The 18,674-nt window shown below is 53.6% G+C and carries 18 protein-coding genes and 2 pseudogenes; 9 read left to right on the plus strand and 11 right to left on the minus strand.

Annotation, left to right across the window (positions count from 1 at the left end; translation table 11 throughout):
- Nucleotides 1–224 precede the first annotated feature (224 nt).
- The 3 genes from ACFQEU_RS03580 to ACFQEU_RS03590 all read left to right on the plus strand — a co-directional run bounded on the left by ACFQEU_RS03580 (nt 225) and on the right by ACFQEU_RS03590 (nt 2,148).
- On the plus strand, nt 225–503 hold the full coding sequence (locus tag ACFQEU_RS03580) for a hypothetical protein (protein WP_379779364.1): 279 nt from the start codon (nt 225–227) through the stop codon (nt 501–503).
- A gap of 102 nt (nt 504–605) precedes the next feature.
- The gene (locus ACFQEU_RS03585; RefSeq protein WP_379779366.1) at nt 606–1,598 is read left to right on the plus strand and encodes a DUF7983 family protein; all 993 of its coding nucleotides are present in this window, start codon (nt 606–608) and stop codon (nt 1,596–1,598) included.
- A gap of 271 nt (nt 1,599–1,869) precedes the next feature.
- Complete coding sequence (locus tag ACFQEU_RS03590) at nt 1,870–2,148, plus strand: YgaP family membrane protein (RefSeq protein ID WP_209487239.1); 279 nt, start codon at nt 1,870–1,872, stop codon at nt 2,146–2,148.
- On the opposite strand, the gene ACFQEU_RS03595 is transcribed toward ACFQEU_RS03590, so the two are convergent.
- On the minus strand, nt 2,149–3,408 hold the full coding sequence (locus tag ACFQEU_RS03595) for a glycosyltransferase family 2 protein (protein ID WP_379779369.1): 1,260 nt from the start codon (nt 3,406–3,408) through the stop codon (nt 2,149–2,151).
- A gap of 82 nt (nt 3,409–3,490) precedes the next feature.
- On the minus strand, nt 3,491–4,483 hold the full coding sequence (locus ACFQEU_RS03600) for a transposase (RefSeq protein ID WP_209487235.1): 993 nt from the start codon (nt 4,481–4,483) through the stop codon (nt 3,491–3,493).
- A gap of 27 nt (nt 4,484–4,510) precedes the next feature.
- Between ACFQEU_RS03600 and ACFQEU_RS03605 the strand changes: the two genes are divergently transcribed.
- Complete coding sequence (locus tag ACFQEU_RS03605; protein ID WP_379779371.1) at nt 4,511–4,885, plus strand: hypothetical protein; 375 nt, start codon at nt 4,511–4,513, stop codon at nt 4,883–4,885.
- Between the two features lie 167 nt (nt 4,886–5,052).
- Here ACFQEU_RS03605 and ACFQEU_RS18260 read toward each other — a convergent pair whose 3' ends face one another.
- From ACFQEU_RS18260 to ACFQEU_RS03620, 4 genes are read right to left on the minus strand one after another with little or no spacing between them, the layout of a single operon-like run.
- A complete protein-coding gene (locus ACFQEU_RS18260; RefSeq protein WP_459825075.1) occupies nt 5,053–5,256 on the minus strand; it encodes a DUF7837 family putative zinc-binding protein in 204 nt (67 codons plus the stop codon).
- A gap of 60 nt (nt 5,257–5,316) precedes the next feature.
- A complete protein-coding gene (locus tag ACFQEU_RS03610) occupies nt 5,317–6,669 on the minus strand; it encodes a DUF790 family protein (protein ID WP_379779373.1) in 1,353 nt (450 codons plus the stop codon).
- On the minus strand, nt 6,656–8,065 hold the full coding sequence (locus ACFQEU_RS03615) for a DEAD/DEAH box helicase family protein (RefSeq protein WP_379779375.1): 1,410 nt from the start codon (nt 8,063–8,065) through the stop codon (nt 6,656–6,658). The genes ACFQEU_RS03610 and ACFQEU_RS03615 overlap by 14 nt, the downstream gene beginning before the upstream one ends.
- 60 nt (nt 8,066–8,125) lie before the next feature.
- Nucleotides 8,126–8,485, minus strand: a complete 360-nt coding sequence (locus ACFQEU_RS03620; protein WP_379779377.1) for a hypothetical protein — start codon at nt 8,483–8,485, stop codon at nt 8,126–8,128.
- A 61-nt stretch (nt 8,486–8,546) separates the two neighbouring features.
- Between ACFQEU_RS03620 and ACFQEU_RS03625 the strand changes: the two genes are divergently transcribed.
- On the plus strand, nt 8,547–9,407 hold the full coding sequence (locus tag ACFQEU_RS03625; RefSeq protein ID WP_379779379.1) for a DUF8137 family protein: 861 nt from the start codon (nt 8,547–8,549) through the stop codon (nt 9,405–9,407).
- Nucleotides 9,408–9,484: 77 nt separating this feature from the next.
- Nucleotides 9,485–9,652 carry a DUF1931 domain-containing protein gene (locus tag ACFQEU_RS03630; RefSeq protein WP_089385250.1) on the plus strand — a complete coding sequence of 56 codons (168 nt, stop codon included), beginning with the start codon at nt 9,485–9,487 and terminating at the stop codon, nt 9,650–9,652.
- A gap of 1,029 nt (nt 9,653–10,681) precedes the next feature.
- Here the strand turns inward: ACFQEU_RS03630 and ACFQEU_RS03635 are convergent.
- Nucleotides 10,682–12,016 carry an IS4 family transposase gene (locus tag ACFQEU_RS03635; RefSeq protein WP_379779381.1) on the minus strand — a complete coding sequence of 445 codons (1,335 nt, stop codon included), beginning with the start codon at nt 12,014–12,016 and terminating at the stop codon, nt 10,682–10,684.
- A gap of 77 nt (nt 12,017–12,093) precedes the next feature.
- Between ACFQEU_RS03635 and nadE (ACFQEU_RS03640) the strand changes: the two genes are divergently transcribed.
- A complete protein-coding gene (gene nadE, locus ACFQEU_RS03640) occupies nt 12,094–13,383 on the plus strand; it encodes an NAD(+) synthase (protein WP_379779383.1) in 1,290 nt (429 codons plus the stop codon).
- On the opposite strand, the gene ACFQEU_RS03645 is transcribed toward nadE (ACFQEU_RS03640), so the two are convergent.
- Nucleotides 13,337–14,329: a transposase gene (locus ACFQEU_RS03645; RefSeq protein ID WP_379779385.1), complete on the minus strand. Its 993-nt coding sequence runs from the start codon at nt 14,327–14,329 to the stop codon at nt 13,337–13,339. The two genes, nadE (ACFQEU_RS03640) and ACFQEU_RS03645, sit on opposite strands and share 47 nt — an antisense overlap.
- Nucleotides 14,330–14,387: 58 nt before the next feature.
- On the opposite strand from ACFQEU_RS03645, the gene nadE (ACFQEU_RS03650) reads away from it, so the two are divergent.
- Together nadE (ACFQEU_RS03650) and ACFQEU_RS03655 are read left to right on the plus strand one after the other, a co-directional pair.
- A complete protein-coding gene (nadE, locus tag ACFQEU_RS03650) occupies nt 14,388–14,837 on the plus strand; it encodes an NAD(+) synthase (protein ID WP_379779391.1) in 450 nt (149 codons plus the stop codon).
- Between the two features lie 1,075 nt (nt 14,838–15,912).
- Entirely contained in the window at nt 15,913–16,401 is a 489-nt protein-coding gene (locus ACFQEU_RS03655; RefSeq protein ID WP_379779387.1) for a cupin domain-containing protein, read from the plus strand.
- A gap of 411 nt (nt 16,402–16,812) precedes the next feature.
- Here the strand turns inward: ACFQEU_RS03655 and ACFQEU_RS03660 are convergent, their stop codons facing one another.
- From ACFQEU_RS03660 to ACFQEU_RS03670, 3 genes and pseudogenes are all read right to left on the minus strand, one after another.
- The gene (locus ACFQEU_RS03660) at nt 16,813–17,658 is read right to left on the minus strand and encodes a glycoside hydrolase family 16 protein (protein WP_379779389.1); all 846 of its coding nucleotides are present in this window, start codon (nt 17,656–17,658) and stop codon (nt 16,813–16,815) included.
- An 89-nt stretch (nt 17,659–17,747) separates the two neighbouring features.
- Nucleotides 17,748–18,443 (minus strand): annotated as a pseudogene (locus ACFQEU_RS03665) (glycosyltransferase family 2 protein); the annotation flags it as partial.
- 26 nt (nt 18,444–18,469) lie between these two features.
- Nucleotides 18,470–18,674 (minus strand): annotated as a pseudogene (locus tag ACFQEU_RS03670) (IS66 family transposase); the annotation flags it as partial.

Consider the following 18,674-nt stretch of genomic DNA (forward strand, 5'->3'; position numbering starts at 1 on the left):
TTAAGCAGGTGCTCTTCCTCTATCTCGCTGTCTGCTTGGGTTGATTGCACATCCTCTCCAAGCAGACGCTTACTCTAACCCGATGTGATCGACTGAGCTTCAGTTTCCGTCTTGAACGGCACCCCTCTCCACTGTTAGCTGCCTCAATGGCTGGGGGGCCAACACCTGCGCGCTGGCACATTCGGACCCGCTATCGCTACCACCTCACGAGTGACGAGTGGGAGGTGAAAGAACGCACCCGCGAATTCTCGTTCGACGCAACCCTCTTGATCGATTACGTGTTTGAGCGCGGGGTGACACGAGATCTCTGGCAGGACGCGATTGCTCGGATTCAGGCATCTAATGACCCTGAAGCGACATTTGCTGAGGAGTTCGACCAGTTTGTCGATAGCTACCGTGAGCAGTGGCGTAACGTCCCTGATGAGAAACGCACCGAGATGCTTGCTGTCCTCGAACAGGCTGCCCGCCGCCGAGCAGACATCGCTGAGGTCGACTCGGAGTAAGTTTCTGGCCGGTACACACTAGATGCGCTGACCGAAGGCTTCCTTATGATTCCAGTTTGAAGTGCCCGCAAACATTTAGCACCTGACCCTCTCTATGCAGGTATGTCGTTCCGAGTTAGCTGGCATAATCTCATCGAGCGATTGGATGAGTTGCCAGAGGGAGCCACTCTCCGGACGCCGCTGTCACACGACCGGTTCCGGATCACGGATGTCCAAGAGCACCGTGTCGTGATCCGGTTTACACACAGCGGTGACTCCCAGCCGCTCCAGCAGGATCAATTCGAAACACTATATCGTCGGATTACTGACTCCGAGGCGGGATTTGAGTTAGACCGACTCCCACCCAATGCGGACCCCTACCCAGCGGTGTGGAGTCTCCATCCACGCTTTGAGATCGATGAGGATGCCAGCGTGATCGTCGAAAAGGACGGACCGACCACTACCCAGATTCTCGACGCTGGGGACGAGACAGAGAGTGAGCAGAAAGAACGAACTGAGCCAGACTTGGACGTATATGCGGATGCACTCTTGCTGGTTGATGTACTGGAGCGACACGAGGTAACCACTCTCGATGAGATGGATACGGACGTGCTGGTGAATCTCTACACGCTACTCTCGGATGTCCAACGGAACGGAAACGACCTCCGGAAGGATGTGAGCGATGTGCTTCTCAGCCGGCTCCATCACGATCAACCCGTCTCTGGACCGTTTGGGTCCGTCCAACGGACGACACGCAGAAATCGGTCGCTCAAACCCGATGAAGAGGTACTGGAGACGCTGGAAGAAGCCGGGATTGAGCGTGAGCGCGTGCTGGGCGTCGACCGGAGCAAAGTGGACGATGCAATTGAGGTCACACCCTTATCTGATAGTGATGTGTACGATATCGAAGAGTCAGCATATGTCCGGAAGGCCGAGGTTGACGAGGAACACAAAGAAACACGGCTGCAGGGGCTGAAAGACCAGCTGGCTGCTACAGAGGGGAACGAGGCGAAAGAGCTCCGTGGAGAAATCAAAGAGCTTGAAAATCGGATCGCGGAGCTAACCGAATTCAAATCCGGCTCACGATTTCACACACATACCCGAGGGGGGCCGTAATGAAGTCGCTTTCTCACTTCATGGGGCAATTCCTTGTGTTTGTATTTGTTGCAGGGTGTCATAGAACGGTTGGCATGCCCCTCTCGGGCTCCTCGAATCGTCTGATACAGGCAGCATCAATATCGGATTAGTCCTAATGGCGAAAAGTACCTAATAGAATACTATGGAGTCAGGCGCGGGAGATCTTTGTCAACCAGCTCGACAAAATCGTTAAGACAGCTTCCGTCCGCACAAAACATGGGATTAAACGGCCTCAGTACGTATGATGGGTATGGGAGACCGAGATCAGAACGTTGGCCGATTAGATAGATTGCTTCGAGTACCCCTCGGGGTGTCTGCCGCTGTTATTGCCGGCTGGGTATTTATAGCATACCCACTTGAAGTGGCGGTAGGAGTTTCCGTAATATTGCCGCTGGCTCTGTTGGCAGCAATCCTGCTTATTAGTGCGACAACAGGGACCTGTGGAATCTACGGTGTTTTCGGAATCAACACTTGTGGTGACGAAGTTTGTACTGAAGCTGACTCGGACGAAGCATGGGTAGCAGAATAGTCAGTTCTCATCGGGTTCGGTTTCCGCCTTGGTGTCATACTCGGACTCGTCTTCTGTGAGCTCCGGGTTACGCTCCTCAATGGTCCCCGTGTCGATTGCTGCGGTCTTCTGAGTGACCTCGAAATCGTCTACTGGTTGCATAATTCCCCACAGGGCTCCAAGCGAATGGACAAGCACTGCAAGCGGAGTGACAACAATATATGCCCACCATACCTCGGGATATTTTCGATATTCAACGAGCCCGAAAATCATGTATAGGAAAACGATCCCAAACAGTAGTGCGGAAAGCAAGAGATATACACTGGACGATGGGATTGCTTCTGGAAACACGAAAGCGATGATACCGAATAATGGGATAACCGGTGACAGTGCCCACGTTACGATCCGTGTGAAAATGACTGGTTGATACCTTCGCGGCAGAAGATTGCGATCTTGGATCGTTCCAGAAACCCAGCGACGGCGCTGTTTTATCAGTGATTTGAGCGTCGGTGGTGCTTGATTCCGTGCTTTCACTGTCGCAAGTCGGTAGTCAATATTCGTGCGAGCGGCTGCACGCCAGATGAACGTCGTGTCCTCGGTGATTGACGGAACGTTCCATGTAATCTGCTCTTCTAACTCATGCCGTACGGCAACAGCCCCGCCCCAAGCGTACGCGGGATAGGCGACTTGATGAAACGCTCGTTGCTCGAATTGAAAGCCGATACGGAATATCTCACACACATATGTGAGCCGAGAGTGGGTCCGGAGTGGATGCTCGCTAAGTTGAATAATATCAGCTGCTGGCAACCCTGAAAAGCCACTGAGCAGGGTGTCTTCATCAAGATACAGAACGTATTCCTTCTCACACGGAATCTGTTGGCGGGCCCACTCAATTGCGCGCCCTTTCCGCTGTGCCGCACACTCGAAGTCATCCGGTACGACATGAACGTCAGCCCCGGCAATGTCAATATCTTCCTCAGCGATGACAAGTGGGTCAGTAATCTCGTCGGGAATAGAACTCACCGTTCGCTGTACGGTTTCTTCAGCAGCGATAGTGAGAACCCTGACTTGAATATTGTCCAATCCGACTTCAGTCTGGTTCGTGTCCTGCCAGCCGTACGAAAGAATGAATACCTGTATGAGCCACCATAACGAGGCACCGCCGTACAGCACTAATGTAGCCCAGAGAAAGACACTGAGCAACTGTGCTAACACAGCATCAGGCACGTTCGGAATAAGTAGAAACAGCGGGATAAAACCATGCCGGCCCGTATCAATCATATAACTGGAATAAACGATTCAACGCCGGCATCCTGACTAAAGCGCGCGTTGTATATTATATAGGCGTGTTATAGATTTCTTGTCACACCGTGATGATCGTGCTTCCCGGATTGTCTCCGCGTTCGTAGTTGGTGATTGCGACGACGAGGCGAAGGCACAAGGCAAGAAACACCTGTGCTCGTGCGTGGACGCGGCCTCGGGCGTGCGTCCGCCCGAGGCCGCAGTCTTTTACTGATTCGTTGGTTCGTTCGACTCCTGTCCGGCGGTTGTACGTCTCATCCAACGTGGACTGCTTCAGCTGAACGTCCTCGCTGTGTTGTTCGATGCGGTCTTCGACCCTGTACTCGATGTCCTTCGGGTCGTCGGTGTTTCGCGCGTTGTACGGGGCGACTGGCACGACCCCTGCGGCCAGCAGGTGGTCGTGCCAGTCGAGCGTGTCGTAGGCGCTGTCACCGACCATCCAGATCGGCTTGGTGACGGCGAGCGCGTCACGCGTGACGCGCATCGCCGTCTCCTCTGGCGCTTGCTTACTCTCGGTGAACTCGGCTTTAATCGGGATCTTTTGCCCGGTCGAGACGATTGTACAGCCGTAGCCGTAGTAGTACTCGTCGTCGGTTGGATCGTAGCACTTCGACGCGTCTTGATCGGCGGGCATCGCCCTCACATCGGTTGAATCGATACAATAAGTCAAGTCAAGCAGGCCGCGCCGGGCGGCCTGCTCGACGAGTCGGTCGAACACCTCGTCAACGACGTGTTCGAGGTCGGTGAGAAAGCGATCGACTGCGTCTCTGGACGGCGGTCGATCGAAGCCACAGCTGAGCCAAACGAGCGTGTTCCGAAGTTCTCGCTCAACGAGACGAATGCCGTAGATGTCGTGGTAGTAGCAATGGATGAAGCCACGCATCAACTCTGGTGGTTCGTGCTCTCGTGTTCGCCCCGTCTGCGCCGGGGCGAACACGTCGAACTCTTCGAGAAACTCGAAGGAGAGATGCTCAAACAACGCTAGCGTCTCGGTTTCCGCGACATTGAAGAACGACTCTATCGAAGGATCATCTTGTAGGGTCGCTAAACTCATCCACCTCAGCGTTCACCCTGCTCTTTAGTGTGCTACTCGTTCTATGACACCCTCTTTGTTGGAATATTTGCTCTTTTGAGCGTTCTGCAACTCATGGAGAGGGGTGCCATTCCATGGATTTCAATTGCTGGCATTGGAGTCATTATAGCACTTCTTGCTGGCCCGTTTGTCTGGCTACTGCGTGACCAATACTCTGAACAGCACAGAGAGCGTCTGACATTGGTCGCGTTTGGAGTCGTTATGATAGCTGCTCCGATCACACTTGGGCTTGCGCTGGCGTTCGGCGTCCCTGCGTACATCCCACCGTTTCAGGCTCTCATTGTCGGCGGTTTTATCGGATTCTTAGTTGCCTTCATAACAGAGCACACGGTAGTCCCCGAGAGGCTACGAGCTGCTCAATAGGAGAAACGTTCCACATGCGGAGATTTCTCTAACCACCAATGCAGTTCGCCTGCGGCGGAATGTATTCGATCTATGCCGTGTTCTATACGCAGCGTGATGGTGTCCGTAGCAGCTAGGTGATAGTGACTCGACAGTATGACATGAACAGTAGTTTGTGCGTGTTACAGCTACTGTGGCTGGACCGGCTCTTCACATTCGTAGCACTCCGCAAAGAGGCGTGTTCCCTCTTCAACCTCATATTCGATGAGCAATGCTCCGGCTGGAACAGCCGACCCACAGAATGGACACGTACCGAGTTTCGACACTGCATTGGACATGATGTGATGAGGAACGTGGAGCGTGTGACAGGATTCCAAGTTCCACGCTTGCATACGCACCCAGCTGTTGTATAACTAAGGAGAGTGCGGCGGAAGTAATAGGCGAGATCAACGCTATTGCCGTGGTGAGAACTCAACTGCGTACTCCTTCGCTAATTCAATCACGTCATAGACGTGGATACCCGATTTGAACCACAAGATACGGTCATCCAGTCCATCGAAATCTTCAGACGAACAGTCCAACCGTTCAGAGACGGCGACGATGAGGTTGTCCCGGTCAGCATTCCGTATCTTCGCCAGCTTTTCATTCAGATACTCTGGCGTCCAGAATCCGACAATCTCGAATATGACTCGACGTCCATCAGGGTGTTCGATAGCGAAGTCTGGGAGCATTACCTCTGCTCCTAGGTCCAGTACGTCATCCTCGCGGACGAGTTGCCAGTCAGTGTTGGCACGTCCCCATTTCTGGGCAAGTGTGCGTTCCACATCGGAGTCAAAATCGCTCTGAGCCGAGTAGTGCGAGGAGAGTTCGTCCGTGTGGTCAAGTTCAAACGAGAGCGTTTGACTCGTTGCTCCTCCATCGTCATCAAGAATGTCGGCTTCCATCTCCCAGCGGTCACACAATGGGAGAGCCGGAAGGAAGTTTGACATCCGTATTCCGTACTTCCTCGATTTCGAGAAGAGAGACGCTGCTCCATCCAGAATAGCCTCGTACCCGTCGGCAACTTCTGTACTGGAGACACGGTTTCCGTTGGCGTCGATTGGATAGATGCGGTGCATCAGCCCAAACAGTTTCACGTAGCTGAAGACTGTCGCAAACGAGTCCCAAACTCGTATTCGCATCTTTGTCGCATCGTACAGTACTGCTTGTGCCAGAGCGAGATTGTAGCGTGTGAGAAGCCAATCGACCGTTATCGTATCCTCAGCATACGATTCCTCACTATCTCCAGTCAACCGTGTCGTAGTCGTCCCGTCGTCAGCCTCATCATACTCATCGGACGTACGGTGTCCAAATCGTACAAGTCGCTTGTTCTCCTCTAAATCGGCGTACATGCCTCGGTAGCAGTCTTCGAGTGAGATTCCGAACTGGTCAGCAACAGCACTGTACACCTCCAACTTTTGTGTGTCCTCACCGAGCGTGGGCTGACGTGCAATCGGGTACGAATCGTTCGCTTTCTCAAAAAGCCGCTGCCGGATCTTCTGTGGATCTACTGGTGCAACGGTTTCGAATTCACATTCGTCTTTGAGCAGTTTCGCCAGCCCTTGTACGATCTTGTAGTCCGTGTCTGCGATAGTGAGTTCGTCTATCGTCTCCTCCAGCCTACCCTTGGATTGTCCGAGATGCTCCTTGAAGATCTGGATGAGTTCTGTAGCGGTCTCTCGGTACTGCTGGTCGTCCGCGTCGATGAACAGCGGGGAGGTAGTTCCTTCGTACGTACGTGAGCGGGCGAGGTCAGCTGTCAGCATTAGCGCTCACCCCCTGCCGTCGCCGTTCAGATACGTAGGTCTCCATCGTATCCTCGGTAATGATCTCATAGAGTCGAGCGGGTTGACGATCATCCGTTGGACGAAGAATCCGCCCCAATCGCTGTGCATACTGTCGTTTCGATGCACTTCCAGAGAGGATGATACCCACGTTTGCAGACGGTACATCGATTCCCTCATCCAGCACCTGCGAGGTAGCAAGCATCGAGTACTTTCCTGTTCGAAATCGCTCTAGAATCTCTGTTCGCTCCTCAGTCTCGGTCTGATGCGTGATACAGGGAACAACAAACTCTTGAGAGATCTCGTATGCAAACTCGTTGTTCGCTGTAAAGATGATTGTACGGTCGTCGTGGTGTCTCTTCAGCAAACTATCCAGCGTATCGAGTTTCTTTTCCGCAGTCCGAGCAATTTTCTCGGCTCGTTGCTTCGCAATGAGGGAGCGTCGTCCCTGCGGGTCGTATGACGTGCGCTTGAGAAATTCCTGATAGCCGCTCTCTTTCCAGAGATCAAAATCATGACTGTCGACGTAGTCGCGGTAAATCTGGTATTCCTCAGTATACTGCTTCCGTTCCTCATCAGTGAGTTCCACGCTGAGATGGAGCGTTTCGTACTCGCTGAGATACTCCCCTGCAAGCTCGTCGACTCCTTCTCGATACACAACCGTGCCCAACAGTTCCGCTAGCTCTTCATGTTTCCCGTCAGCGCGCTCGTAGGTAGCTGTGAGTCCAAGTCGATACGGGGCAATCGTCATCTCAGGGATCTGTTGGTAGGTCGGTGCCGGAAGGTGGTGTACTTCGTCCACCACGAGAAGTCCGAACCGGTCGCCGTACTCGTTGATATACCGGTACGCAGAGTCGTAGGTCGTCACCGTAATATTGGTCACGTTGTGGCTTCCACCGCCCAAGACGCCGACTCCATCAGGGAGTTGATTCCCGAAAGCGTTCGTGAGAGTGGCGTGCCACTGGTTCATCAGGTCAATAGTCGGAACGACAACAAGCGTGCTGACACCAGCGTCAGCAATTGCTTGGACGGCGAGAAACGTCTTTCCGCTTCCTGTGGGGAGGATCACACTGCCCTGACGGTTGTTATCCTGCCACGCTGAGAGTGCCTCCTGCTGGTAATCACGAGGTTCGATAGCGACAGAAGGCGTGAGATGGAACTTCGAGTACGCACGAGCCTCGTCTTCCAATTCAGCCACAGTTCCCATTGGCTGTTCAAGGCTGGCTTGCCCATCAGATCCGGTCACCCACTTTCGAATGTCACGGTAATGGTGTGCCTGTGCTCGGTACTCATCGACACGGTCGTCCCACTCAGCATACGGCACAGACTCAGGAGCGTCTTCAACAAGGAGTGTCCCGTCATCAAACGAGAGACGCATTCAACTCTCTTTATGCAGGTCACATACTTGTCGTTGCTGGAGTGGAGAACGAGGAAGTAACTACACCGAAAGTTCGTCAGCGATTGAGCGCAATTCGCTCTTTGTTGGTCGTCTCCCGATCTCGACTCTACGGTCGCCAACCCAGAATCCGAACTGTTGGTGGTTAACATCGAAGTGGAGCCCACAGGAGACATCCGGGTCAGCTTGGTCGTACTCTGCCTTGCTCACGTTCTCACCATCTCGGAGTGTCTCTAAAAGGTACTCGACAACGTGTGGGCGTTGCTTCATTGCTAAGATATGGTCAATTGCTACGTATTTTAGGACATCTTCACCTGTATCGTATTCATCGCCCATGAGATAGAACTCGCCCCTGTAGTCGTGTGATTCGATGGTAACACTGAGAGCATACGTCGCTGTCATACGCTACTATTACAGTTTTGAGACACAAGCATTACGACTAGGGTTTCTGTAGAGAGAATCAATGGTGCCAGACAGACGATCAGATCCAATCGAAATAGAGGCGCTTGAACAGCAGATAGCAACTGCTGACGATGGGGATGTAGCGGCACTCATGCAGGCAGTAGCAACGTATGAAACAGAGTTATCGTCAGCACACGAACAAGGGGAGTCCGACCGTTATCAGGGGATTACCCGTGCGTATCGGGAACGACTCATCGCGGTGTTTGATGATGCCGTACTAGCGGAAGATTGGGAGTTGCTTGAAGAGTTTCTTGACGCCTATCACCCGGACACATCAGACGAGTTCCCTCATGTGACGACAGTCCTTCAGAATGTCACGGGTCGGTATCTGATCCGGACCCGACTCACAGAGGGTGTAACGGAGATCCCAGTCAAATCGTTGGAGTTCTTCAGCTCAATTCTTGATCGTGTCGAGGGCGACGGATACGATTTCATCAACGAGGGAGTCCATCCGTACGGTTGGGGGATCGGACATCCTGATCACGCTGTTGCAGACACCATTCACCAGCATGCCTCGAAGGACATCTCTGTCGTAAATCCAATGCTCGAACATGCATTCTATGCAGACCAGCACGCGGCTATCGACTTACTGGAACGAATCGTGAATGACGACAACATCAGCAGAAGCTTTGCCCATCCACGAGGGGACATATCCGAAGCCCGCCATCTTTTGGATGCACCCGCCGGAGCGGTGAGTGAGTTTTCGCCGACGATCCCGCGCTACTGGGAATGGCAAGAGGAGTTTGACTTCGAATTTAGGCTTGATGATGATGTTGAGCAGCGGATACAGAAGCTCGTGAGTGACGAGGGACTGGACAATGAGCTCTCGGGCGACTGGGAGATTGCTGACCTAACTCTGTGACCAGTCTCGGAATTGTACCATTACTCACGAACCAATTTGCCAATATTTACTACTCTGACCCGTTAATACCGGATTGTATGACAGACCTGATCGTCAATAGCGGGGTGCAGGATGCACTAGAAGACCACCCAGTTGCAGCAGATTTCTACGATGCTCTGGATGAGGAAGTGGCCGAACTCATTGAGGAAGCCTCCCGTCGTGCTGAAGCGAACGACCGCAAGACTGTCATGCCACAAGACTTGTAACGGTCTGAGAGTTCACCAACGATCCATTCTAACCGGGTCGGTAAAGCGCCAATCTGAGCATCCTGCGACCGTGAGTTCCTGTGTAGTTGGACAAAGTAGTCCTGCTATTTTGTGTACAAATGATGTTCGAGACCACTCACGGGTGTCAAGCACACGTGCAAGTGTGGGCCGATCTCGTAACCAAATCAGCAGCACATCGTGATCGGTTACGGTAGTTGGGCAAAACCAATCCTGAAAGAAACCCTTGGTCAATATCAAAGGACTACTGGTAGTTTCGCGGTGTTGGCGTTCCATATTCAATAACTACTAGTAGATCGTGCTGACCTGAAGATCGGTAGAAGGCGGCGAGATATCGGTACACTCAGCAGTTATCGGTGGAGATCGAATCGGCTGTAGAATACGAGGGATGTGCAGCGCTTAACTGTCATCATCAAGAGTGGTCTCTGGGCGGCATCACTCATCGAGAGGCATTGTCATCAGAAACCCGAATGGAAATGACTGCTGAATATAGAGGATGAGTACAGCACGCCACCTCCGTCTGTTTCGCGCCGCAGGAAGTGAACCATCCGTACACTACACGTGCAGACTGATTGTTTCGATTTCGACCGATTCACGTATATTTTACGACTCGGTAAGACGCAGAGCGCATGTTTCACACAATCAGCTCAGAATTTCGTGGAAGGTATCTCATACGCTATTGAGTTGCCCAGAGACAAACGTCTGTGTATTTACAACCCAGCGAGCCTAACGTCTGGTATGACTTTGCCAATTCAAGTTGCTGTCACACAACCATCCGTTATAGTTTAGCGGCGCGTCAAGACGGTGTTTGTGCGGATAGTTGAGCAAGACAGTGTTGAGTCGAATCGCTGATGAGGCGTGATCGGAGAACTGAACGGATGTTCTTCTGTCTCGGGTGATGAGATCTGTGTCACTCTCTGAAGGCGGCGCACTCACTCCGGTGAGTGCGTCGCCGATCCAGAGCTGTCGCTACTACCTCCGTCTGAGCTGACCGGCTTGTCAGGCGAGTTTCTACCAGAACTCGCCTGACTCAACCTGCTCACGTAATCTTGGTCGATGTGGATTTGGATCCCGTGACGACCACAACAGCAATTCGTCGAGATCTGGCAGTTCATACCCGAGATCCAGCATCAGGTACAGCTGGACTAGGTGTGCGTGACGTTCGAGCGCGTGAGAACACCGACGGCGTGGGAGACGCGTCGACGACGCGGCCGCGTCGTCGTCGCTCCCCTGCCGCCTTGCGTCTAATTTGCGGAGTTCATCCACCATAACGCGGCTCATCAGCAGCGAGAGCGCCGCTACGATGATCAGCGCTTCAATAATGTAGGGATCCGTCGTATTGATCTCATCAAGACCAAAGCGCGATTTGAGTTCCTTGAACAGCAGCTCAATCTCCCACCGCGCCCGATAGAGCTGTGCGATATCGGGCGCGTGGTAGTTGTCTCTGGGAAGATTTGTTAGGTAGAGATGGTACTCATCGCTGTCCTCGTTGAGCACACCGACGAGTCGGAACGTTCGGGTCGTGCTGACGCCCGACCCTCGCTTGCGGTCGAATGAGAGGGTGACCCGAGCGTCGATCTCCTGTCGCTGCAGGTCGTCGAGGACGTCCTGCAGCGACTCGCCTTCGAGGGGAATACTGTTTCCCCGCCATGTGCGAAGCTCTTCGACGATCTCGAAGTTCGCGTCATCTTTGACCCGTGAGACGAACCAGCCGTCGTTTTGGTCGATACGGTCGAACAACCAGAAGTCGTAGAAGCCGAGATCAAGTAAGACGAGTGCGCCAGCTACCCACTCGCCGGTGGGTAGCTGGCTCCGTTCCTGCGTTTTGGCTTCAGTCGTTTGAAAACGCGTAGGAAGTCCGGTTGAGAGTGATTCCGTAAGGTGGAGCTTTACGCCAGCTTGATCTTCGCCAGTCGCTGCGTAGACATCTGTAGCGTCTTGGTAGAGTGAGACGATAGAGGCGTCAACAATGAGGACGTCTCGAAAGCGTTCGAGACGTCCGCTGAGGTCGGTTTGTCCCGGTTCGAGATTCTCGATAGCGTCATCGAGAATCTCTCGCAGGAGTGCAACGAACGCGGGTGAAAACCAGCCGTGGAAAGTTGGATAAGCAAGTTCGTCACAGTCAGCCATTTCGACGAAGCGCTTGAGAAAAGTCTGAATAGAGCGATCCGATCCAGCAGCGAAACCCAGTGAGAGGGTGTAGAACAACGCGACAGTGTCGAACTTGCGCTCTCGTTGGACGAGATTCGTTGCGCGAGCGCGCTCGCGCAACTCATCAGAGGGAAACGCTCTTTTGATCCGGTCGACAATCACTGAATCCGGTGGTTGGTAACTCACAGCAGCCACCGGGTTTCTCTGACAGGTAGTTCCAACGATATTCAGATCAGGAGACGGCGCTGGCGTGAGGCGTTAAACTACAACGGATGGTCACACAACACAATCCCATCATTGGTGATATTTCTGGCAACTGCGATCAGATCATTGAAGCATACTCGCAAGCTGCCGATGCAGGTGCTGAGCTAGTCATTACTCCGGAACTCGCACTCCTTGGGTATCCGCCACGTGACCTACTCCATCGACAAGCCGTTCTTAACGCTGAACAGGCCACTCTGGATAAACTTCGCCGTATCACCGAGGACGGTCCAGCACTCATCGTTGGGCATACCGCCCCCTCAACTCAAGAGAGCGGCCCGCCACTGACGAACAGTGCCACCGTGTTTATCGACGGCGAAGCTGCCACGAGATATGATAAGCGCCTCCTCCCCACATACGACATTTTCGACGAACGTCGGTACTTCACCCAAGGTGACTCACCACAGTCCGTCGTTGTGAACGATACAACAGTTGGCATTACGATCTGTGAGGATGCGTGGTACAACCACGAAGTGACCGGTCAGCAGCGACATGGAACGAACCCAGTTGCATCGTACGAGACCGTTGACCTGCTTGTCAACCTGTCTGCGAGTCCCTACCGGGTAGGCAAACTCTCGTCACGGGCAACTCGGTTTGGCAATCATGCTGAGCGTATCAATTCGCCGGTGGTTTTTGCTAATCAGGTGGGTGGAAATGATGACATTCTCTTTGACGGAACGTCAATACTACTTGACGCTACTGGTTCCACGGTCGCCTCCGCGCCGGTCGGCAAGCCACATATCCTGTCCAGCACATCAGAGGAAGACCTCTCAAGGACAACAATGCTGTCCGACACGGTTCAACTCCGACGTATGCTTGAACTTGGAATCCGGGATTACTTGCGTAAGACCGGATTCGAAGACGTTGTGATTGGCTTATCGGGCGGTATTGATTCGTCCGTTACTGCTGCGCTTGCCGCCGAAGCGGTTGGCCCAGAACATGTCTACGGGATTACTCTCCCCAGCGCAGTTACTACAGACGAGAATCGTACAGATGCGGAGCGTGTCGCTCGCAACTTAGAGATACAATTCGGTGAAGAAGAGATCGAACTGCTCTCGAAGTCCGCAATTACGTCGATTTCGGGACTCACAGAAGGAACGGGTACGCGAGGTGTCACCCGTGAGAACGTGCAGGCTCGGGTACGAGGTCTGTTACTGATGGGTGTCGCCAACGACACGGACGCATTGGTTTTAACCCCTGATAACAAGAGCGAGGCTGCGGTTGGCTACTGTAGAGCGTGTCATAGAATCCATCTCATAGCTTCTCACAGCCCGGATTGTTTCCTCGCTCGTAGTTGGTGATGGCCACGACGAGCCGTAGGCAGAGCGCAACGAACACTTCTGTTCGTGCGTGGACGCGGCCTCGGGCGCGGACGTGCCCGAGGCCGCAGTCTTTCACCGCGCCGTTGGTTCGCTCGACTCCTGTCCGGTTGTTGTACGTCTCGTCCAAGATAGACTGTTTCAGCTGAACGTCCTTGCTGTGTTCCTCGATGCGGTCTTCGACCCTGTACTCGATATCTTTCGGGTCGTCAGTGTTTCGCGGGTTGTACGGAGTGATTGGCACGACCCCTGCGGCTAGCAGGTGGTCGTGCCAATCGAGGATGTCGTAGGCGCTGTCCCCAAGCATCCAGATCGGTGTATCGACGGCGAGCGCGTCACGCGTGACGCGCATCGCCGTCTCTTGGTCTGCTTGTTTAGCCTGTGTGAACTCGGCTGCAATCGGTATCTTTGCGCCGGTTGAGACGATCGTACAGCCGAAACCGTAGTAGTACTCCTCAGCTGTTGGATCGTAGTTCCACGACGCAGCGTCGTTGTATTGGATCGCTTCAACGTGGGTCGAATCGATGGAGTACGTGGAGTCGAGCAGGCCGCGAGCGGCGGCCTGCTCGACGAGTCTGTCGAAGACATCGTCGATAACGTGTTCGAGGTCGGTGAGAAAGCGGTCAACCGTGTCTCTGGATGGCGGTTTGTCGAGTCCACAGTAGTACCAGACAAGGCCGTTCTGAAGTTCTCGTGTAACCGGGCGTGTTCCGTAGACATTCTCGTAGTAGCAGTGCAGAAAGCCTCGAAAGAGGTCTGGTGGCTTGTGAACTCGTGTTCGCCCCCTCGAAGCGGGGGCGAACACGTCGTACCCCAGCAGAAACTCGAATTCAAGGTGTTCAAACAGCGGTACTGTCTCGATAGCCGCGACATTCAAGAAGTCGTCTACCGAAGCTACGTCTTGCAGGGTGCTGGCGCTCGTAGACACAGTTCCAACACCCTGCTGCCTTCTCTGAGAACGTTTCTATGACACGCTCTACTGTACGCTGTATGGCGATGCAGTTGGTGCAATCGCACCGCTCGGAGACTGTACCAAACGCCGAGTGTATGCGCTTGCGGAGTCATTCAACTCAGACCCACCACCGTGGATTGATTCAGCACCGATCCCCGACTCGGTGTTGGAGAAAGCACCGACCGCCGAGTTGGCTGAGGGACAGACTGACACCGATGACATTCCACCGTACCATATCATTGATCCAGTGGTCAAGCGATACGTTGGCAGCAAAGAGACTGTAGAGGAGATCATTAACGAAACTGATGCGACACGTGAGCAAGTTGAAACGGTCGTGCGCCGCCTTACGCAGGCGGAATTCAAACGCGAACAAACTCCACCGTCACTCCGTGTTACGACAAAAGCATTCGACAGCGGGTGGCGGTATCCGATTACGGCATCCTATGCCGAGGTCATCGAAAGCGAGTCTGGAAGCGGATCGTAATGTTGTGTCGGACCTCTATAATCTGTAGACCGCTTCTGACAAATCCTGAGCGGATGCGGACCTGACATGATAGTGCTTTCCCCTGTACTGACCGATCACTCTCTCCAGTTGATTAGTCTCGGTTCGTACTGCATTCGCGCTGTGTATTCAGCACGGCCCTCGTATCAGATGTGAAGGATTTCACCTATGTAAACGCTGCTAGCCGATCAAACCACGTCTAGCGACAAAATGATTACGCCGTCCGGGGATCTGTTCCTTTCACAGCCGGTAGGCGGTCGAAACGTGTGTGCGGTGCGGTCGCTGTCTAGCGATAGCAGATGCTAAAGAAAGGCTCCGACCGACCGCTGAGGGCCGCCGGTTTGGCGGCCCTCAGCTCCCTCGTCTGTCTGCCCGGCCAGTGGTCATCATCGTTCGGAGAGGCGATCTTGTGACTCGGGACGCCAGCACGTGAAGCAGAGATTCACCTATTCGGGCTTTCCCGGATGCCGCGCCCTGCGGCATCCGGGCTGTAGCGCCCATGGCTCGACTTCTTTCGCGCATGGACCAGTCAACAGAACGTGCTCGATGGCACGGAATCCTTATCGGTCTCTTGCGCCCCATATCTTGGTTCACGTTCTCCAGGGATAGCAGCGTTTCCATCGAGTCAACAGAGCCAGCTCAGTCAGAACAGTCTCGTCCGAATTAGCCCTTGGCGATGACATACATGGCGAGTAGAGTTGCCGTAATCGTGATGACCGAAGCGATTGCCTGAGATCCACGAGTCCATAGAATGCCGCTGACGCTGTAGCTGAGTATAACCCCAAATGTTGCTGTCCACTGCCAGTTCCACTGGGTAGTTTCCATTCGCTCAAGCAAACCATTCATAGAGCAAAAAGGATTCTGCCGTTACAGCACCACAGAGATAGTATCTTGAGCGAGCAGACCAACGATGGGGCACTTTGTGTAATGCTACATCCACGCTGTGTATTCATTATGCTGCGGGGGACATCTAGTGGAGCTGGTAGCATTACGCCCAGCCAATACAAGGATGCGGAACGGGGGCAGATTTAGATAAACTGGGTCCAATCAACTACGTATGCCCGGATTTGAGTTGCCGGTCAGTGGACACCGTACCGAGACGGAACCAATTCAGTTTCTGGACACACTGTCGTTTGTCCATGTGGCCAGTGAAGAGACGGATGGGCGGTGGTCGGTCGTTGAGATGCAACTTCGGGAAGGACACGCTCCTCCCTTGCATATACATGAGAATGCTGACGAGCTGATTCACGTAACTGATGGAACCATCCACGTTCACACTGAGGACGACCAACAAGAGTTGACCGCTGAGAGCTCGGTCGTCTTGCCACGTGGAGAGCCACACTCACTCCATGCCGTAACAGAGGCCACGATCGTCACAGCTGATTCACCCGGTGGGTTTGGCGAGTTCGTGACCGCCGTTGGTGAACCGACCGAGGACCGAACCGTCCCGACCGCTCCACCATCTGAAGCAGCTATTGGCCGCGTGAACGAACTCGCCCCAGAACACGACATTCGTATTGTTGGACCGCCGCCTGTCGGCCCCTGAAATACCTCTCATTTGAGAATGTATTCAATAGAAACTACGAATATTAGCCACCTCTGTGCGTTCTCCCTCGACTGACTCAGTCTGAACGGATCTACAACCAGTCTGTGCGAGATATGTGCGTTGTATTTACCAGACCGATTTTGGTAGAATGTCGGTAAATCGCTGAACGCCTGCCAAATATAGAGGATGAAGCCAGCACGGGAGTCACCTTCATTCCGTTTCCGACCTGCTGAATCAGCTGTGCTACTCGAAGTGCGTACCAATCGTTGACCTACCTGACAGATCCATCATGTACTCTGTGGCGTACTGATAGAGCGCGCGTTTCTCGAACGTCGTTGCTGACAGGCGATGGGAACTAGAGAGGCTATGCTGTAGACCGCAATGGCAATCCGACCTATCCGACGACAAACACTACTGCGCGTCTTGTTCCCAGACCCGGACCCAATCAATGGCGAGGCGCTCCCTCCACTGTTCAGTAAGATTTGCCTGACCGATCCGGTTCACGTGATTCGAGAAGACCAATCCGAAGGGCCGAGATTCAAGAGCAGTCAGCGATTGGATCATCGCTGGTGGCGTCGTTCGTGTCAGAATATGATTCTCGTTGAAATACCACTCAATCCGATCTTCAAACCATGCACACCCGTACGTATTGAAGCTTTCAGTGAGATCAATGCTAGTGTCCAGTGAGAATGGATCATCCGTGTGCGTCTCTCTATCATTCGGTGTTCCTGACTCGCTCCAGTGGACGTTCACGTGTAGGTGCTGGCGTTCGGATGAGGTCTCTTCGCCGCGCTGAAACAGTTCGACAATATCTATCTCCGGCGGCCAGTTCATGTTCGCCGGGTGCATCCAGAAGGCAGGTAAGATTCCTGTTCGTCCGGGGAGTTTGAGCCGTGCTTCAACATACTGGCCCGGCACCGGATCGATTGGAATCCCTGCAGCCGGATGGTGCGGTTCCTCTCCTGTGGTTGAATTGATGACACCCTGAAAGCATCCATCCGGGCCAGTTCCCTCAGATTCTACCAGCAGCTCACAGACGCCGTCGGTGATCGTGACGTTCTCCTCCCGCACCGCTGCGTCGTCGTCTGGTATCCACTCTTCGCGGTCGATAAACCCAACCCCCCATCGGTCGGTGTCGAATGACTCCCACTGTTCGTCAACGACGAGCTGCCAGTCATCATCCGGCCAGCTTCCGGACTGCGAATCACGTCTCATAATATCATCAATCCTCGAACCGAGACAGCCGGCGGTGCTCACTGCTCCCACCGTTGCGAGTACGTCCCTTCGCCGAGAGAGATCTGAATCCATCATCCACGACCGTATCCGAATTGTTTCTTACTACACTCTCATTCGTCTTTAAAACTCACCCAGACGAATCCGGCGTTATCGATAAGCCGGTTTTCGCCATCGTGTGCTTCAAAATCGCCTTCCGTGAGATACGGGTTCTTTTGTTCTATAACATCCGGTGAGACTTTTTCAGATTTGGGCGCGACTTTTTCTGTAACCGCGAAGGTCTGTACCGGGGAAACCCACCCCCATAGCGCGCCAGCAGTGTTCAGGACGACCAACAAGGGCGTCAGTGGGACGGCAAGCAGTTGAATCCGCTCACAGCGAATATACACGCGGACGCCAACGAGCGTAATCACGAACAGGAAAAGAAACATGGCAAGGGAGCCGAATTGATACAACAGCGGTTGCGGAAGGTACTGTGGAAATAAAAACAAGAATACCGACATAACAGGGATCAACGGCGACAACGCCCACGCAACCATCCGGAAACCGAGGAGCGAACGGTATCGTCGTGGAAGCACGTCTGAAGAATGCTGGGTCCCCGCGAACCACCGTCGTCGCTGTCGGAACATGCCCCGAAGTGAGGGCGGAGCCTGATTCCGGAACTTCAGGTTCAACACCCGAAAATCAAGGTCGCCGGCCTTTGCTGCACGCCAAATGAAATTTGTATCCTCCGTGATCGTCTCTGCATCCCATGTGATCGTATCCTCCACCGATTTTCGAATCGCAATCCCTCCACCCCACGCGTAGAGTGGATATTTAAACTGACCGTACGTGTTTACCCCGAGGTCTCGACAGCCGGCACAGCGTGAGCCCGTGAGATCATTTCATTGTTGCTGACGACTCGACGAAGCTCTTCGTATGGATTGCGTCCCTGCTGGCGCCATGTCGCCAGCAGGGACAAGATCGTCTCGTGAACGAACATTCCTCGGTCATTACGGAGCGTTCCGATGATTTTCCGGAGAACCACTGGCTCACGAAGT

It is taken from the genome of Halorubrum tibetense (assembly GCF_042661865.1).
Lineage (GTDB): Archaea > Halobacteriota > Halobacteria > Halobacteriales > Haloferacaceae > Halorubrum > Halorubrum tibetense.